The organism is Streptomyces sp. NPDC048297 (assembly GCF_043201585.1).
GTDB lineage: Bacteria > Actinomycetota > Actinomycetes > Streptomycetales > Streptomycetaceae > Streptomyces.
The window spans coordinates 52,199-68,016 of record NZ_JBICZA010000003.1 but is presented as its reverse complement, the minus strand read 5'-3'; the positions used below and the strand labels follow the sequence as shown (position 1 = coordinate 68,016).

At 71.0% G+C, this 15,818-nt stretch carries 13 protein-coding genes; 6 read left to right on the top strand and 7 right to left on the bottom strand.

Going from position 1 to position 15,818, the window contains the following annotated elements; translation table 11 throughout:
- Window positions 1–64: 64 nt before the first annotated feature.
- From ACGFYV_RS04165 to ACGFYV_RS04140, 6 genes are all read right to left on the bottom strand, one after another.
- Window positions 65–514: a hypothetical protein gene (locus ACGFYV_RS04165; RefSeq protein ID WP_393876792.1), complete on the bottom strand. Its 450-nt coding sequence runs from the start codon at window positions 512–514 to the stop codon at window positions 65–67.
- Window positions 511–858, bottom strand: a complete 348-nt coding sequence (locus ACGFYV_RS04160) for a DUF1330 domain-containing protein (protein WP_393876791.1) — start codon at window positions 856–858, stop codon at window positions 511–513. Before ACGFYV_RS04160 ends, ACGFYV_RS04165 begins: the two co-directional genes overlap by 4 nt.
- A 165-nt stretch (window positions 859–1,023) precedes the next feature.
- The gene (gene meaB, locus ACGFYV_RS04155) at window positions 1,024–2,022 is read right to left on the bottom strand and encodes a methylmalonyl Co-A mutase-associated GTPase MeaB (RefSeq protein ID WP_393876790.1); all 999 of its coding nucleotides are present in this window, start codon (window positions 2,020–2,022) and stop codon (window positions 1,024–1,026) included.
- An 11-nt stretch (window positions 2,023–2,033) separates the two neighbouring features.
- Window positions 2,034–4,217 carry a methylmalonyl-CoA mutase gene (scpA, locus tag ACGFYV_RS04150; protein WP_393876789.1) on the bottom strand — a complete coding sequence of 728 codons (2,184 nt, stop codon included), beginning with the start codon at window positions 4,215–4,217 and terminating at the stop codon, window positions 2,034–2,036.
- Window positions 4,217–6,031, bottom strand: coding sequence for a methylmalonyl-CoA mutase family protein (locus ACGFYV_RS04145; RefSeq protein WP_393876788.1), 1,815 nt, complete (start codon window positions 6,029–6,031; stop codon window positions 4,217–4,219). The genes scpA and ACGFYV_RS04145 overlap by 1 nt, the downstream gene beginning before the upstream one ends.
- A 376-nt stretch (window positions 6,032–6,407) precedes the next feature.
- Window positions 6,408–8,147, bottom strand: coding sequence for a hypothetical protein (locus tag ACGFYV_RS04140; protein ID WP_393876787.1), 1,740 nt, complete (start codon window positions 8,145–8,147; stop codon window positions 6,408–6,410).
- Window positions 8,148–8,408: 261 nt separating this feature from the next.
- Here ACGFYV_RS04140 and ACGFYV_RS04135 point away from each other — a divergent pair, with 261 nt between their 5' ends.
- From ACGFYV_RS04135 to ACGFYV_RS04110, 6 genes are all read left to right on the top strand, one after another.
- The gene (locus ACGFYV_RS04135) at window positions 8,409–8,798 is read left to right on the top strand and encodes a cell division protein SepF (protein ID WP_393876786.1); all 390 of its coding nucleotides are present in this window, start codon (window positions 8,409–8,411) and stop codon (window positions 8,796–8,798) included.
- A 165-nt stretch (window positions 8,799–8,963) separates the two neighbouring features.
- Complete coding sequence (locus tag ACGFYV_RS04130) at window positions 8,964–10,256, top strand: AAA family ATPase (RefSeq protein WP_393876785.1); 1,293 nt, start codon at window positions 8,964–8,966, stop codon at window positions 10,254–10,256.
- Window positions 10,253–10,606 (top strand): nucleotide pyrophosphohydrolase, encoded by a 354-nt coding sequence (locus ACGFYV_RS04125; RefSeq protein WP_393876784.1) that lies wholly within the window; start codon window positions 10,253–10,255, stop codon window positions 10,604–10,606. Before ACGFYV_RS04130 ends, ACGFYV_RS04125 begins: the two co-directional genes overlap by 4 nt.
- Before the next feature lie 238 nt (window positions 10,607–10,844).
- Window positions 10,845–11,510 carry an NACHT domain-containing protein gene (locus tag ACGFYV_RS04120; protein ID WP_393876783.1) on the top strand — a complete coding sequence of 222 codons (666 nt, stop codon included), beginning with the start codon at window positions 10,845–10,847 and terminating at the stop codon, window positions 11,508–11,510.
- Window positions 11,507–13,834, top strand: coding sequence for an NACHT domain-containing protein (locus tag ACGFYV_RS04115; RefSeq protein ID WP_393876782.1), 2,328 nt, complete (start codon window positions 11,507–11,509; stop codon window positions 13,832–13,834). The genes ACGFYV_RS04120 and ACGFYV_RS04115 overlap by 4 nt, the downstream gene beginning before the upstream one ends.
- Before the next feature lie 231 nt (window positions 13,835–14,065).
- Window positions 14,066–14,551: a DUF6099 family protein gene (locus ACGFYV_RS04110; protein WP_393876781.1), complete on the top strand. Its 486-nt coding sequence runs from the start codon at window positions 14,066–14,068 to the stop codon at window positions 14,549–14,551.
- A gap of 288 nt (window positions 14,552–14,839) precedes the next feature.
- Here the strand turns inward: ACGFYV_RS04110 and ACGFYV_RS04105 are convergent, their stop codons facing one another.
- Window positions 14,840–15,763: an LLM class F420-dependent oxidoreductase gene (locus ACGFYV_RS04105; protein ID WP_393876780.1), complete on the bottom strand. Its 924-nt coding sequence runs from the start codon at window positions 15,761–15,763 to the stop codon at window positions 14,840–14,842.
- Window positions 15,764–15,818: the final 55 nt, after the last annotated feature.

Genomic DNA, 15,818 nt, shown 5'->3' with positions numbered 1-15,818 from the left:
ACACGTGGGGCATCGCTGCACCGATCACGCCGCACCGGCTGTCACCCCGCACCGGCTCCCAGTCTCATGCCACAACCGCCACCGGGCATCTCGGGCGCCCCCCACCGGCGCCCGTGGGCGCCCCGTCCCACCAGGGCAGGACGCCCGCCGCGTTCTGGAACGTGCCGGTGGGCCCGACGGCGTCGAGGAGGGCCAGGCGGACGATGACCTCGGCGCCCTGCTCGACCGTCCGGGTGCCGGTGTCGCGGTCCAGGCCGGTGGCGGTGAAGCCGGGGTCGGCGGCGTTGATCCGGATTCCGCCGAAGGCCGTCGCGCACTGCACGGTCAGCATGTTCACTGCGGCCTTGGAGGCCGGGTGGGCGAGCCTGGGGCAGAAGTGCTCGGGGCAGGAGTGCTCGGGGCAGAAGTGCCCGGGGCAGGAGTGCTCGGGGCAGGAGTGCTCGGGCGCGGACGGGTCGGCGAGGGCGGGCTCGGTGAAGCCGCCGTCGGGCCGGCACGGCTCGACAGCCCTCACAGCCCCGGAAGACTCTCCCGCATCGCCTTCGCGGTGGTCGTGGCGTCGTAGTCGTCGGGGACGCCCTCGACGAGGAGGATGTCGCCCTTGATGTGCCGCGAGCGCAGAGGGGCGATCTCCTGGTAGGCGGGCGAGTCCCACCAGGCCCGCGCCTCGGCGATCCCGGGAAACCCGATCACCACCACATGTCCGGGCCAGCTGCCCTCCTTCACCTCGTGCTGCGTGGCGTGCACGAGGAACCGGCCGCCGTACGGCGCGAAGGTGGCGGGGATGCGCTCGATGTACTCGGCGATCTCCGGGTGCGGGGCAGCGTCCCGGAGGTGGGCGATGGCGTAGGCGGTCATGTCGGGCGTCCTTCCGGTCGGCAGGGCCTCGGTACACGGACGATCCTGGCAGCCGCACGCGGTGCGGGCGATTACCTGTCGGGTCATCGCCCGAACCCGAAGCCCGAACCCGAAACCGAAGCCCGAACCCTGCACCCGCACACCTCACCTGGCACCCCACACGCCTCACGCGTCCGGGGCCGGCCCGCCCTCGAAGGCGCGCAGGATCCGCTCCGCCGCCAGTGTCGCCGTCAACGAGCCGTCCCTGACCTGCTGTTCGAGGAGAGGGGCGGCGTCGCGCACCGCGGGGGAGGCGTGCAGGCGGCCGAGGAGTTCGTCGCGGACCATCGACCAGGTCCAGCCGACCTGCTGGTCGCGGCGTTTGGCGGCGAGCCGGCCGGTGGACTCGAGCAGGGTGCGATGCTGCTCCAGCCGCTCCCAGACCGTCTCCAGACCCGTCGACTCCCGGGCGCTGCAGTGCAGCACCGGCGGGTTCCAGAACGCGTCCTTGCCGTGCATCAGCCGCAGCGCGCCCGCCAGTTCGCGGGCGGCGGCCCTCGCGTCCCGCTCGTGCGGGCCGTCCGCCTTGTTGACGGCGATCACGTCGGCCAGCTCCAGGACACCCTTCTTGATGCCCTGCAACTGGTCGCCGGTGCGGGCCAGCGTCAGCAGCAGGAAGGTGTCGACCATGTCCGCGACCGCGGTCTCCGACTGGCCGACGCCGACGGTCTCGACCAGGATCACGTCGTAGCCCGCCGCCTCCATGACCACCATCGACTCGCGGGTGGCCTTGGCGACACCGCCCAGCGTGCCCGCGCTGGGGGAGGGCCGGACGAAGGCGTTCGCATCGACCGCGAGCCGCTCCATCCGGGTCTTGTCGCCCAGGATGGAGCCGCCGGTGCGGGTCGAGGACGGGTCCACGGCGAGGACGGCGACCCGGTGGCCCAGCGAGGTCAGCAGCGTGCCGAACGCGTCGATGAACGTCGACTTGCCGACCCCCGGCACCCCGCTGATGCCGATCCGCCGCGCCCGGCCGCTGTGAGGGAGCAGCTCCGTGAGCAACTCCTGCGCCAGTGACCGGTGTTGCGGCCGGGTGGACTCGACGAGGGTGATGGCGCGGGCCACCAGGGCCCGCTTCCCGTCGAGCACACCCTTCACATAGGTGCCGAGATCGATCGGTGGCATCGCGCGCTTCTCTACAGCTCGTGGCCGAGGTCGGCCGACAGCCGCCGCACCAGGTCGTACGCCGCGTCCGGGATCACCGTCCCGGGCAGGAACACCTCCACCGCGCCCATCTCCAGCAGCGTCGGCACGTCCTGCGGCGGGATCACACCGCCGACCACGACCATGATGTCCTCCCGGCCCTCCTCGGCGAGCTTCTCGCGCAGCGCCGGTACGAGGGTGAGGTGACCGGCGGCCAGCGAGGACACGCCGACCACATGGACGTCCGCCTCGACCGCCTGGCGGGCGACCTCCTCCGGCGTCTGGAACAGCGGGCCGACGTCGACGTCGAAGCCGAGGTCGGCGAAGCCCGTGGCGATCACCTTCTGGCCGCGGTCATGGCCGTCCTGGCCCATCTTGGCGACCAGGATGCGCGGCCGGCGGCCCTCCGCCTCCTCGAACCTGTCGACCAGGGCACGGGTGCGGTCCACGGACGGCGACTGGCCTGCTTCGTTGCGGTACACGCCGGAGATCGTACGGATCTGGCTCGCGTGCCGCCCGTACACCTTCTCCAGGGCGTCCGAGATCTCCCCGACGGTCGCCTTGGCGCGGGCCGCGTGCACGGCCAGCTCCAGCAGGTTGCCGTCGCCGTCCGCCGCCCGCGTCAGCGCGTCCAGCGCGTCCCGGCAGACGGTCTCGTCCCGCTCCTCGCGCAGCCGCCGCAGCTTCTCGATCTGCTGGGCGCGCACGGAGGAGTTGTCGACCTTGAGGACCTCGATCGCCTCGTCGTTCTCGACGCGGTACTTGTTCACGCCGATCACCGGCTGGCGGCCGGAGTCGATACGGGCCTGGGTGCGGGCGGCGGCCTCCTCCACACGCAGCTTCGGGATGCCGGCGTCGATGGCCTGCGCCATGCCGCCCGCCTGCTCGACCTCCTGGATGTGCGCCCAGGCCTTGCGGGCGAGGTCGTACGTCAGCCTCTCGACGTACGCGCTGCCGCCCCACGGGTCGATGGTCCGGGTGGTGCCGGACTCCTGCTGGATGAGCAGCTGGGTGTTGCGGGCGATGCGCGCCGAGAAGTCGGTCGGCAGGGCCAGCGCCTCGTCCAGGGCGTTGGTGTGCAGCGACTGGGTGTGGCCCTGGGTCGCCGCCATCGCCTCGACACACGTGCGCGTGACGTTGTTGAACACGTCCTGCGCGGTCAGCGACCAGCCCGAGGTCTGCGAATGCGTGCGCAGGGAGAGGGACTTGGCGTTCTTCGGGTCGAACTGCCTCACCAGCTTGGCCCAAAGAAGCCTGGCCGCCCGCAGCTTGGCGACCTCCATGAAGAAGTTCATGCCGATCGCCCAGAAGAACGACAGCCGGGGCGCGAACGCGTCCACGTCCAGGCCCGCTTCACGCCCGGCGCGGATGTACTCCACCCCGTCCGCGAGCGTGTACGCCAGCTCCAGGTCGGCCGTCGCACCGGCCTCCTGGATGTGATAGCCGGAGATGGAGATCGAGTTGTAGCGGGGCATCCGCTGCGAGGTGTACGCGAAGATGTCGGAGATGATCCGCATCGACGGCTTCGGCGGATAGATGTAGGTGTTGCGGACCATGAACTCCTTCAGAATGTCGTTCTGAATGGTTCCGGCCAGCTTCTCGGGCGGTACGCCCTGTTCCTCCGCCGCCACGATGTACAGCGCCAGCACCGGCAGCACGGCACCGTTCATCGTCATCGACACGGTCATCCTGTCGAGCGGGATCCCGTCGAACAGCTGCCGCATGTCGTAGATCGAGTCGATCGCCACGCCCGCCATGCCGACGTCACCCGTCACGCGCGGGTGGTCGCTGTCGTAACCCCTGTGCGTGGGCAGGTCGAAGGCGACCGACAGGCCCTTCTGACCGGCCGCGAGGTTGCGCCGGTAGAACGCGTTGGACTCCTCGGCGGTGGAGAATCCCGCGTACTGGCGGATCGTCCAGGGCTGGTTGACGTACATCGTCGGGTACGGGCCGCGCAGATACGGCGTCATGCCCGGGTAGGTGCCCAGGAAGTCCAGGCCCTCCAGGTCACGGCCGGTGTACAGCGGCTTGACCCCGATGCCCTCCGGGGTCTCCCACAGCCGCTCCTCGCCGCCGGTCGCCCGCTTCAGGGCCGTACGCCACTCCTCGGCACCGCCGTCGGCGGCGGCTGCCTCGGCACTCTCCGGCTCGATGCCGGAGAAGTCGGGGATTCCCATCAGGACACTCCCATGCGGTCGAGGGTCGCGGACAGGATGTCCACAGCGTCGCAGCCCGCGAAGACGTACGCGTCGATGCCGGCGTGGTCCCCGCGGCCCGCGAGGAACACCTGCCGGGCGCCGGACGCCCTGAGGGACTCGGCGGCCTGCTGGGCCCGCTCGGCGTACAGGGCGTCGCTGGAGCACAGCACGGCCTCGGTGGCACCGCTGTCCTCGAAGGCGCCCTCGGTGACCGGCTCGATGCCGCCCGCCTGGAACAGGTTGGCGGCGAACGTGGAGCGCGCGGTGTACTCGGCGGCGGAGCCGAGCGTGGCGAGGTAGATCCGGGGGCGGGCGCCGGTCGCCGCGAGGTGGGCGTCGGAGCGGGCGCGCAGCGCCTCGTAGGCCTCGTCGCGGCGCACGCGCGGCAGTCCGCCGGTGGGCCCTTCGGGCGCGGGCTCGCGCTCCACGGGCTTCTCGGCGAGATGCGGGAACTCGCTGACCCCGGTGATGGGTTCGCGCCGCTTGGCGAGCTTCTTGGAGCGCTCGGCCCAGGTCGTCGCCAGATCCGTGCGGATACGGCCCGAGCGCAGCACGGCCGCCTGACCGCCGTCACGCTCGATCGTCCGGAAGAACGCCCAGGCCGCCCGGGCGAGTTCGTCGGTGAGCCGTTCCACGTACCAGGAGCCGCCCGCCGGGTCGATGACCCGGGCCAGATGGGATTCTTCGAGCAGGATCGTGGAGGTGTTGCGCGCGATGCGACGGGAGAACGCGTCCGGCAGACCGATCGCGTGGTCGAACGGCAGCACGGTCACGGAGTCCGCGCCCCCCACCCCGGCCGCGAGCGTCGCGACCGTCGTGCGCAGCATGTTCACCCACGGGTCGCGGCGGCTCATCATCACCGGCGAGGTCACCGCGTGCTGCACCTGCGCGGCCGCGCCGTGCGCCCCGGACACCTCGGCGACCCGCGCCCACAGCCGGCGCGCCGCACGCAGCTTGGCGATCGTCAGGAACTGGTCGGCGGTGGCCGCGTACCGGAACTCCAGCTGCCCGGCCGCCTGCTCGACCGACAGCCCCGCCTCGGTCAGCTCCCGCAGATAGGCCACACCGGTGGCGAGCGAGGCGCCCAGCTCCTGCCCGGCCGAGCCGCCGGCCTCGTGGTACGGCAGCGCGTCCACCGTGAGGGCCCGCAGGCCCGGGTACCCCTCGGCGCAGCGCGCGGCCAGGGCGGCCACGGGCGCGAAGTCCAGCGGCCTGCCGGTCCGTGCCTCGTACCCGAGCGGGTCGGCGCCCAGGTTGCCGCGCACGGCCTCGGGGGCGACGCCCTTGTCCTCGTACAGCCGCAGCAGCGCGGTCGCGGCCTGCTCCGTCTCCCGGCCCGCGTCCAGGACGACCGGCGCCAGGTCGAGGTAGACGCCGTCCAGGGCCCGTGCCAGATCGGCGACCGGGATGCCGCCCTCGCCGAGCACCAGCCACAGCGAGGTGACGCCGTTCTCCAGGTCGGCCAGTACGGAGCCGGCCGTGCCGTCGACGAGTGCCGCGTGCCGCTGCCGTACGTCCCAGCCGCCCGTGGAGTTCCCCTCGGGACGGCCGCCGCGTACGAACGGGGCGAAGCCCGGCAGTCCGGGATCGGGCGCGCCGTCGCGCGCGGTGTAGAGGGGGCGGGTGCGCAGCCCGTCCTCCAGCGTCGTGGACAGGGCGTCCTCAGCTGCCGCGCCCGAGACTTCCTTGCCCGACTTGCGCAGCACACCCTCCACCAGGCGTTGCCACTGCTCGTGTGTCGCGTCAGGGAACTCGGCGGCCAGTGAGAGCCCGTCGTCAGGCAGGACCGTCATGGCTCGGATGCTAGGCCAGAGTGCTCAATTGAGAGCGGAGCGTGTGCTGTGACGTTGCCCTCTTCGTGGCTGTGACCTGGCTCTCCCGCGGGGTTTCGGGCTTGTCGGGGGTGCCGATGGGGGCCTGTTGGCGGGAGTCCGGCGTGTCTGATGTATCTGATATGTCTGGTGCTGGTGCTGGTGCCCGTGCCGGTGCTGTGTCCGGTGCCCGTGCCGTGTCCGGTGCCTGTGCGCAGAGGGCCTCGCGATGGGCGTGATGCGCGGCTCGACCGCGGTGGCGGCCACGCTGCGGTTCACGCGCGCGGCCACCTGACCTTGAACCTTCCGGCTCCAGCAGCTCAGCTCTTCAGGCCCAGCTCAGCCCTTCAGGCTCGCCTCAGCCCTTCAGGCCCAGCTCGGCCCGTCGTACATCGCGGGTGGAGAGGGTCTGCGGGCTCGCGGTGAAGGCACGCAGCCGGAGCTGGGCGTTCTTCTTGTCCGGCAGCACCAGCCGGCCGGAGGGCGCCCACAGTTCCACGGTCGCCGTGCCGTGCGCCGGGATCGTGGCCGGGCCGCGCGCGAGGGTCCAGTACCGGCTCGAGCCCTGCCCCGTGGTGAACATGTAGTGCGGGGAGAGCGCGTCGCTCCCGGTGTTCGTCACCCGCAGGGTCAGCGCCGTCAGCGCGTTCCCCGACCCCCGCCGCACCTTGGCGAGATCCATCCGCAGCACCGTCCCGCCCGTCGCCGCCACGGTCGCGCTCATCAGTGCGGGCAGCACCAGCAGGGCCACCGCTCCGACCAGCGCCGGCCGGCGGCGCGGCCCCCTCAGCCACCGGGGCCGCGGCTGCCAGGCGTGCGTGAAGTCCGACAGGGGCACGGTGATCGCCGCCGCGAGCCACAGCGGGGTCATCATCAGGTAGTAGCCGTCCTGGGACCGGGTCGCCAGATAGAAGGCGCACCAGGGCAGCACGGTCGCCGCCGGACCCAGCCGCCGCACGAACAGCACGAACAGCCCCAGCAGTCCCGCGGCGAGCAGCGCGCTCGCGTGGCCGTACCAGTCGAGCCGGTCGCTGCCGTGCGTGAAGTACAGCGAGATGTCCACCAGGCCCTGGCCGTGCAGCACGGCGCCCTGGGTCAGCGGCAGCGCGATCCCACCGAGCCAGGTACCCGGTTCGTGCACGGCGAAGTAGGCGTTGAGCAGCAGCCAGGTCGTCGCGGCGATCCCGAGGATCCGCAAGCTCACCACGGCGGCCACCCGGCCGCCCGACTCGCCCCGGCGCACCGCGTAGATCCCGGCCAGCAGGAACGGCGTCACGAACCACGGAAGCTGCTGGGCCGCGCACGCGGCACCCAGGCACATCGCCTGCGCGATCCCGGAGCGGCCGAGCCGGCCACCCCGGCCGATCCGCGGCCAGCGCACCACCACCGGGATCAGCAACACCATGGCGACGATCGCCGGATAGCCCTGACGCGCGTACAACGGCAGGAAGCCGAACCCCAGGCAGACCATCGTCGCCGCCGACCGCCACGGCCCCGGCAGCATCCGCCACAGCATCACCGCGCCGCCGACCAGCGCGAACGTCGCCGACGCCGACGCCGGGGCGCCGCCGTGGCGCAGCCACAGGAAGGGCGCGGTCAGCAGCGGGGTGAGTGGCGGATAGCCGTAGGTGAAGTCGTAACTGCCGTCTGTCGTCGGGGTCAGCGCGACGCCCTTGCCGTGGAACAGCCCGGGCCACGGCTGGCCGTAGATCGCATGCCCGTTGACCAGTTCCCGCGCGGCCTGGGTGGTCAGGGCCGCCTCGTCGCCGCCCGCGTGGTTCAGCGCCCAGTTGCACAGCGTCAGCGTGATCGCCGTCAGCAGCACCACGAGGTCCAGGCGGGCCAGCGAACGGGCCCGGCGGACCGTCAGGGCGAGGACGCCGCTGACCAGGATCGAGGCGTAGCAGACGGAGATGACCCCCGCGATGACGAGCTGGTGCGTGGCGGCCTGCGTCCACACCGAGCGGGTGCCGATGAAGAGGCTCACGTCGGCGAGCAGGGTCAGCACACGGTGCCACTGCGCCGGGGAGTCGGGATCCGTCGTCGGGGCGCCGGGGGCGGCGGACCGCGTCGACCGTGTCTGCTGCCCGGGTGTCACCCACTGTTTCTCTGCCAAATGCACGGCATCGGACGCTAGTGGCGGCCGGTGAGTGAGACACGGACCGACGTGAAGATTCGGGTGTGAGGGCGGTAAGAACGGGATGTATTCGTACATGTGCCCCGCGTGTCGGGGTGGATCGGGGTGGACGGGACGAAGCCGAAACCCTCGCGCAGTGTGTCGCTGTTGGGCCGAACGGGTGACTTGGCGTAAGAATTGGCTGGTGCAGGCGAGAAACGCGAGTCAGGTCGGGGGGAGCCGGTGAGCCGTTACGACGTCACCGATGAACAGTGGGAAGGGCTCGCCCAGGTCGTGCCGCTGCGGGGCCGGGACGCCTGGCCGTCCGCCGTGCACCACCGCTCGCTGCCGGACGCCGAGACCGAGACCCGGCGCCGCTTCGTCGTCCTGCGGGTCAACATCTTCGCGGACGCGCGCGATGTCGCCGAGACGCTGATGGCGGGAATACCGGTCCTGCTCGACCTGTCCGGCGCGGAGGGCGATGTCGCCAAGCGCGTCCTCGACTTCAGCACCGGCGTCGTCTTCGGACTGGGCAGCGGGATGCACCGCGTGGACCGGAACGTGTTCCTGCTCACCCCGCCCGGCACGGAGGTCAGCGGGCTGATGGAGGGAGCGGGGGTCTCGGGGGGCTGAGGCCGTCCGCGGTGGCCTTCGGCCCTCTTCGGCTGTTTCCGTCGCCTTCGGTCGTCCGCCGTCCTCCCCGCCGTCCTTGGCCCCCGCCTCCCGGGCTTCGCCCGATCGTAGGAAGGTGCGGGGGCGAAACGGTTCGTCCGCGAGGCGGAGTTCTACGGTCCGCATATGGCCGTGCCCTTCGCCTCCGCCGACGCCTCCGCCGACGCCCTCGCCAACGCCCCCGCCTCCGCCGGCGCCTCCGTACCGTCCGGGCCCTCGGTGGCATACGACGTCAACGTCACGACATCCGGTGCGCCGGTCGTGCCGGCCCAGTACGCGCGGGGCGAGGATCCGGATCCGGTGCCCGACGTCCGGGCCCGTGTCACGGAGTTACGGCTCTCCGCCTTCGCCGGGCACCGGCGGGCGGTGTTCCCGCTGGGGGCCGTCACCCTGTTCGCCGGGCCCAGTGGGGCGGGGAAGTCGACCGCGTTCGCGGCGTTCGAGGCGCTCGCCGGGCTCGGCGGCGGGATGCCGCTCATGGAGGTGATCCCGGACCCGGTCGCCTGGGTCCCGGAGCGGGCGCGGCCCGACGCGGAGGGCCGGCGCGGATTCCGCATCGGTTGTACGGCCGACGGCGCCGAGGGGCCGGTACGGCTCGACGTCGCCGTACAGGCCGAGCCGTACCCGCGGATCGTGGGCGAGCGCCTGACCGCACGCGGAGTCGTCCTGCTGGAGACCGCCCTGCGCGACCCGGGCCGCAGGACGGTCCAGGCCGCCTGGCACACCGCGGGCTCCTCCCCGGTGACCCGCGCCCCGCTTCCCGACGACCGACTCGGCACCGCCCTGCTGCCGCTGCGCGTGGCGGGGAAGACGGACGGGCAGCGGCAGGTGCTCGCGGCTGCCGAGCAGATGGTCGTCGCGCTGCGCTCCGTCTTCGCGTGCGATCCGCGTCCCGCGTCCATGCGCACCCCTGTCCCCGTCGGCTCGGGGCACCTCCTGCCCGGCTGTGACAACCTCGCCGACGTGCTGGCCCGCACCCGGTCGGAGTGCGGCCGGCGGCACGCCCTGCTGGTCGAGGTGGTGCGCGCCGGCTGCGCCGGGCCGGTGACCGACCTGGTCGCCGAGGCGCTGTCCGACGGCACCGTACGGGCGTTGCTCGATCGCGGCGACGGCCACCGTGCGGACCTCGCGCGGCTCGGGGACGGCGAGTTGCGGTACATCGCGCTGGCCCTGGTGCTGCTGACCGGTCCGGGCGTCCTGGACATGGACACACCGGGCGAGGTGCCCGATGCCCTGCGTACCCTCACCCTTCTCACCGACGGTTTCGACCGGTGTCTCGACCCGGGGCAGCGCCGGGAGTTGCTGCTGACGGCGGCCCGGATGGGCGAGCGCGGCCACATCCGCTGCGTGGGCGCGGTGAGTGACGCCTCGTGGGCGGTGGGGACGCCGGGCGTCACAGTGGTACACCTGAACCCGTGACGGAACACTCGGAACACTCTGACCTGGCCGGACTCCAGCGCAGGCTGGCCGAGTTCGCCGCCGCGCGCGACTGGCAGCCGTACCACACCCCGAAGAACCTCGTGGCCGCCCTCAGCGTGGAGGCCTCCGAACTGGTCGAGATCTTCCAGTGGTTGACCCCGGAGGAGTCGGCCCGGGTGATGGACGACCCAGAAACCGCGCACCGCGTCCGCGACGAGGTCGCCGACGTCCTCGCCTACCTCCTCCAACTGTGCGAGGTCCTCGGCATCGACCCACTGGCCGCCCTGTCCGCCAAGATCGACCGCAACGAACAGCGCTTTCCGGCACCGGGGGCGAAGGGCACTCCGTAGTCGGGGGCAGGGGAGCTGAAGGGCAGAGGTGCAGGGGCAGAGACTGGGGGCAGGGCCTCGGCGAAGTCGCGTGAGAACTCCATGATCTTGGAGGCTGTGCCTGTCACGCTCCGGGCCCCCTCACCGACCTGACATACCATCATGAACCGCGTGGCACGCGAACACGCCGAAGCCCTGGGGCAGGGGCAGTTCCTGAGTAGGGGCTCCCGTGTGCTTGTGTCTTCCCTGCGATGGCCCAGTGGTTGATCAATTCGACAAGGTTCTGCCCTACGGGGTAGGTGTCGCGGCACTCGTCTTTACCGCGATCTTTCTTCTCGCCGCGTATTTCAGCGAGCTGATGAAAGGCTTAGCCTCGCGCACCGTCGAGTTAGTTTTCCGTCAGCGGAACTCCATGCGGTGGGTCGGCGGCAGGCAGCACCGGAGGTACCGGCAGCGCGCCGAGGACTGGCATGGCCGGCATCCGTTGGGCTTCGACACGTCCAACATCGACATCCGGCGCATCTACGTCCCCCTTCAGTCCGCTGTCGGCACAGAACGGGCCGACATGAGCGAGACGCTGAGCGGCAGCTCCCGGGTTGTGGTGCTGGGGGAGCCCGGTGCGGGGAGGTCCCTGCTTCTGAAGACGGAGATTCTGCGATGGGCGGAAAGAGAGGACGACACTCAGGTCCCTGTCATCATCAACCTGCACAACTGCAATGCCTCCCGGAAAAGTTTCCGGGATTTCATCGTCGCCGAGTTCAGTCGGGCGAAAGTGCTCGGCGCCGCGTCGATGGTGGACAGGATGCTGGACACCGGCCGTCTGCGCGTCTTCTTCGACGGGCTCGACGAGGTGGGCCGCGAAGACCGCGAGCGGGTGGAGGGAGAGCTGCGCGAGTTCGCCCGGACCCACGTGGGCTCCCCATGATCGTCACCTGCCGTACCGCCGTGTACGACGGTCAGCTCAGCCCGGAATTCGCCCATGTCGTGCGCCTGGCGGAATTTGACGATGCGTCGATGCGGCGTTTCCTCAACAACTGGAACAAAGCGGAAGCCACGCTCGACGTCAACCGTGTCATCGCATCCCTGCGGAGCAATCGCGAGCTGATGCGCATCGCCAGAAGGCCACTCCTGCTCACCATCATCGCCTATCTCCAGTCAGGCGACCGGGCAGAGGAGTTCGGCCCCCTCCCCAAGAGCCGCTCCGGCCTCTACAAGGCGGCGATCGCCCATCTCCTCGACCGTGACCGGCAGTTGGGGCGCACCCGGGCGATCGCCCAGTACCACGCGAACCGCAAGCTGATCGTGCTCCAGCGCATCGCGCTCACGATGCACGAGGCACCCACGGAGCGGGACGACCGTCTGGCCATTTCGGGTACGAACCTGGTATCGGTCGTGCGCGCCCTGCTGCCCGACTTCGACCTGGACGCCGATCACATACTGCCGCTGCGGGACGAGATCGTGGAACGCAGTCAGTTGCTGCGCCCGCTGGACGCCCTGAGGAGCCAGTACGGCTTCGCCCACCTCACCCTCCAGGAGTTCCTCACCGCGCAGGCACTCCATGACGCTCCCGGCAGGCTTCTGGACAACTACCGGGCTGACCCGGGCGCCTGGCGGGAAGTCGTCAAGCTGTGGTGTGCCGTCGCGAGCGTCGACTGCACACCGGTCATCTCCGAACTCTTCGCGGACGCCCGGGACGACAGCAAGATCCTCGCCTTGGAGAGCCTCGCGGACGCGACCTCCGTGAGCGCGGTTCTCGCCGAGGAGATCATCGCCCACTTCCTGGAGCGCCTGGAGATCGACGGTGACGAGGGCGCGGCCGTCGTCACCGCGCTCGGTGCTCTCGCGTCCAACAACACCCCCCGTGGCAATGGCATGTTCGAGCTGCTCCGCCACATCGCCTGGGAGCCTCTCTCCGGACGTCAGGCGGCGGCGCTGCGCGCCCTGGCGGCGTCCAAGCGGCAGGAGGCGGCGGCATGTCTCGGCGAGCTGGAGGCGAACGACGGGCGCCGTGCCGGGGCCCGAGCGGTTCTGCGCTCCATGGGAGAGATCGCCATTCCCCAGCTCGCCCTCGCGGCATCCGGCCGGCGGGAGATCTGGGCCGTCGACGCCCTGGGCACCACCGGTACACCGGCGGCGGCGACAGAGCTTGCCGCGCTCCTGTGGGCGCACGGGGCCACGGCGCGCCGCGCGGCCTGGTGGCTGGCCTCGCTCATCCGCGTGTCGGACGTGGAGGAGGCCCTGCGGGAGTGCGAGGCACCGCAGACGGATGCCGCCTATCACTGGCTGTGGACTGCTCAGGATTCTTCCGCGGTGCTGCGCCGCATCGCGGGGCGCGTCGGGTTTCTGCTGGACAACGGGTATCTGGACGGTCATGTGTCCGACCCGCCCATGCCGGACGAACCGATCGAGGTGCGGGAGATCGACCGCAGGATCGGAACCCCCATAGCCGCCCTGGGGATCGAGCGGAACCGATACAACCAGAGCACCGTTCCGGCGCAGTTGCGGCAGGGCAGAAGCAGTCCGGACAGCCAGCAGATCCACAACTGGGTCGGTTCCCTGACCGGTCAGCAGCGCCGCGACGAGTTCGCCGAGATCTTCCACAGGCACCGGCTCCTGCCGCCCATCTACCGCCACCTGGCCGGGCCGCTTCCCCAGGAGGTCGAGACGCTCCTGCTCGCACGCCTGATCGGGCAGAGGACAAGCCCGACGCTGACCAAGGCCACCTGGCAGGCCGCGTGCGTGGCACCGCCCAGGGCGCCCGTGTTGTTGAAGACCGTCATGCAGTGGACCGTCCGGAGCGCGGTCGTCGCGTTCTTCGTGACGGCCTGCCTGCGTGCCGTGACCACGGTGATCACATCGCGTCCCACGTGGGTTCCCCCGGCGCGGAAGCCGTGGTCGGACCTCTCCACCCCGGCGGGCTGGCTATTCCTCGTCTCCTCGGTGGTGGTGATCGTCCTCTTCGTGGCCAACGAAAGGATGAACCACGCGTCGGAGTCGGTAGAGGTCCTCCTGGCCCTGTCCGTGGTCCTGTGGGCGCCGTGTTTCCTCTTTCTCGCCGTGGAGCTGTTCACCGTGCTGCTGGGAGTGTGGACGACGTGGATCGGCGTGCTCGCCATCCTGGCAGTCGTCACTTCGGGGTACTGGGACATCGGGCGGCGGGAGAGGAACCTCGCCAATCCCTTCCGCCGGATGCTCACCGTCGACCTGTGCGACAACGGGCTGACCCACCGGACGCCCTCACTCGACTGAGACCGTGCCGTCCTGAACGGGTCGCCGGGCCTGTTTCCGGCGTCCGAACTGCCGGACTTGCGCACTCCGTTATCACTCTCCGGAGTTAACGCCTGGGGTGAATCCGAATTGTTGTCCACAGATTTCCGTCTTCCTCTGGCTTTTCGTCCCAGTGACCCTCACGCTGGGTAGTGGATAGAAGGGTTCACGCAGACGTGCGGGGAAGCACGGTTAAGCGGACGGGGGCAAGGGATGGACGCGGTACGACTCATCGACACGAGCAGGCACGCCCTGGCGCGAGGCGCCGACGCGCCCGACGTCATGGCGGAGGTGTGGCAGGCCCAGGCGCTCGCGCAGGCGATCGGAAGCCGCCTCGCCGTGTCCGGCCCGCCCGAACTGCGGGGCGAGGCACTGGGCCTCACCGAGCTGGCGGGCCGGGGCTGCGGCGTCCTGGACCCTCCCGAACTCGACCCCGGCGACCTGCGCGCCGCCCAGCTCACCGAACTCGCCGACGCCCGCCGGACCCTGCTGTGCCTCGGCGGCCTCCTCGGCGAGGTCGGCATAGCCCTGGTCGGCCTGGCCAGCGGCGCGGCGGACGAGACGACCTACTGGCAGTGCATGGAGGCCATCGACGCGGCCGACGAGTCCCGGGACCGCGTCCTGGAGATGCTGCGCAAACTGGCGGCGCGTGAGGAGATCCTGCCGGAGGGAACGAAGGACAGCCCGTCGGGCGTGTGACGGCGGGGAGGGACGGTTGGACGGGGGAACGGGCCTGTCCGGCGCCTGAGGGAGGCCCGTTCAGGGTCGAAGCGGGGGACCGGAGGGGCGGGCGTCCTTCGCACCGACGCCCGCCCCTCGGTCGATTCCGCCCTCCTCGGGCGGAGTTCAGCCCGAACCCCCAACCCCGAACTCCGACGCCTGAGTCCCGGCCGGAGAGCCCTGAACCCCGGCCCCGAACCCCGGCCGCCTGCAGAGCCGTCAGCGCCTCCAGCGCCTCCAGCGCCTCCGGCGCCGCCACGTCCGCGTTCAGGCGACCTGCGGCATGACCTCCGAGGCGATCAGTTCCAGGTGGTCCAGGTCGTCGAGGTCCAGCATCTGGAGGTACACGCGCCGTGAACCGACGGCCTTGTACCGCTCCAGCCTCTCCACGACCTCGGCGGGCGAGCCGGCGAGGCCGTTGGCCTTCAGCTCGTCGACCTCGCGCCCGATGGCGTCGGCCCGGCGCCTCACCTCGGCGTCCGTCCTTCCGACGCACACGACAAGGGCGTTGGAGTAGACGAGGTCGTCAGCCTTGCGGCCACGCTCCTCGGCGGCGGCCCGGACACGGCCGAACTGGCGCTCGCTGTCCTCGACGGAGGCGAAGGGCATGTTGAACTCGTCGGCGTACTGCGCCGCGAGAGCCGGCGTCCGCTTCGCGCCGTGGCCGCCGATGAGGACGGGGATCCTGCTCTGCGCCGGCTTCGGCAGCGCGGGGGAGTCCTTGAGCTGGTAGTAGGTGCCGTCGAAGTCGAACCGCCCGCCGGCAGGCGTGTTCCACAGGCCCGTCACCACGGCGAGCTGCTCTTCCAGGCGCCCGAACTTCTCCTTCGGGAACGGGATGCCGTACGCCTTGTGCTCGTCCTCGTACCACCCGGAGCCGAGACCGAGTTCGACCCGTCCGCCGGACATCTGGTCGACCTGCGCCACCTGGATGGCCAGGACACCAGGAAGGCGGAACGTGCCGGCGGTCATGAGCGTGCCGAGACGGATACGGCTCGTCTCCCGGGCGAGGCCCGCGAGGGTGATCCAGGCATCCGTGGGACCCGGCAGGCCGTCGACGTTGCCCATGTGCAAGTAGTGGTCGGACCGGAAGAACGCCCCGTAGCGCAGCTCTTCAGCGGCCTTGGCGACGCGCAGGAGCGTCTCGTAGGTCGCCCCCTGCTGGGGCTCTGTGAACACACGAAGATCCATGTATCCATCATGCATGCGGGTGCGTACGCGACCACCGCATGTACACGCCTGCCGG

Coding starts and splice junctions, on each gene's coding strand:
- ACGFYV_RS04160 (WP_393876791.1), bottom strand. CDS start 858: ATGACCGCCTACGCCATCGCCCACCTCCGGGACGCTGCCCCGCACCCG.
- meaB (WP_393876790.1), bottom strand. CDS start 2,022: ATGCCACCGATCGATCTCGGCACCTATGTGAAGGGTGTGCTCGACGGG.
- scpA (WP_393876789.1), bottom strand. CDS start 4,217: ATGGGAATCCCCGACTTCTCCGGCATCGAGCCGGAGAGTGCCGAGGCA.
- ACGFYV_RS04145 (WP_393876788.1), bottom strand. CDS start 6,031: ATGACGGTCCTGCCTGACGACGGGCTCTCACTGGCCGCCGAGTTCCCT.
- ACGFYV_RS04130 (WP_393876785.1), top strand. CDS start 8,964: ATGGCCGTGCCCTTCGCCTCCGCCGACGCCTCCGCCGACGCCCTCGCC.
- ACGFYV_RS04115 (WP_393876782.1), top strand. CDS start 11,507: ATGATCGTCACCTGCCGTACCGCCGTGTACGACGGTCAGCTCAGCCCG.
- ACGFYV_RS04110 (WP_393876781.1), top strand. CDS start 14,066: ATGGACGCGGTACGACTCATCGACACGAGCAGGCACGCCCTGGCGCGA.
- ACGFYV_RS04105 (WP_393876780.1), bottom strand. CDS start 15,763: ATGGATCTTCGTGTGTTCACAGAGCCCCAGCAGGGGGCGACCTACGAG.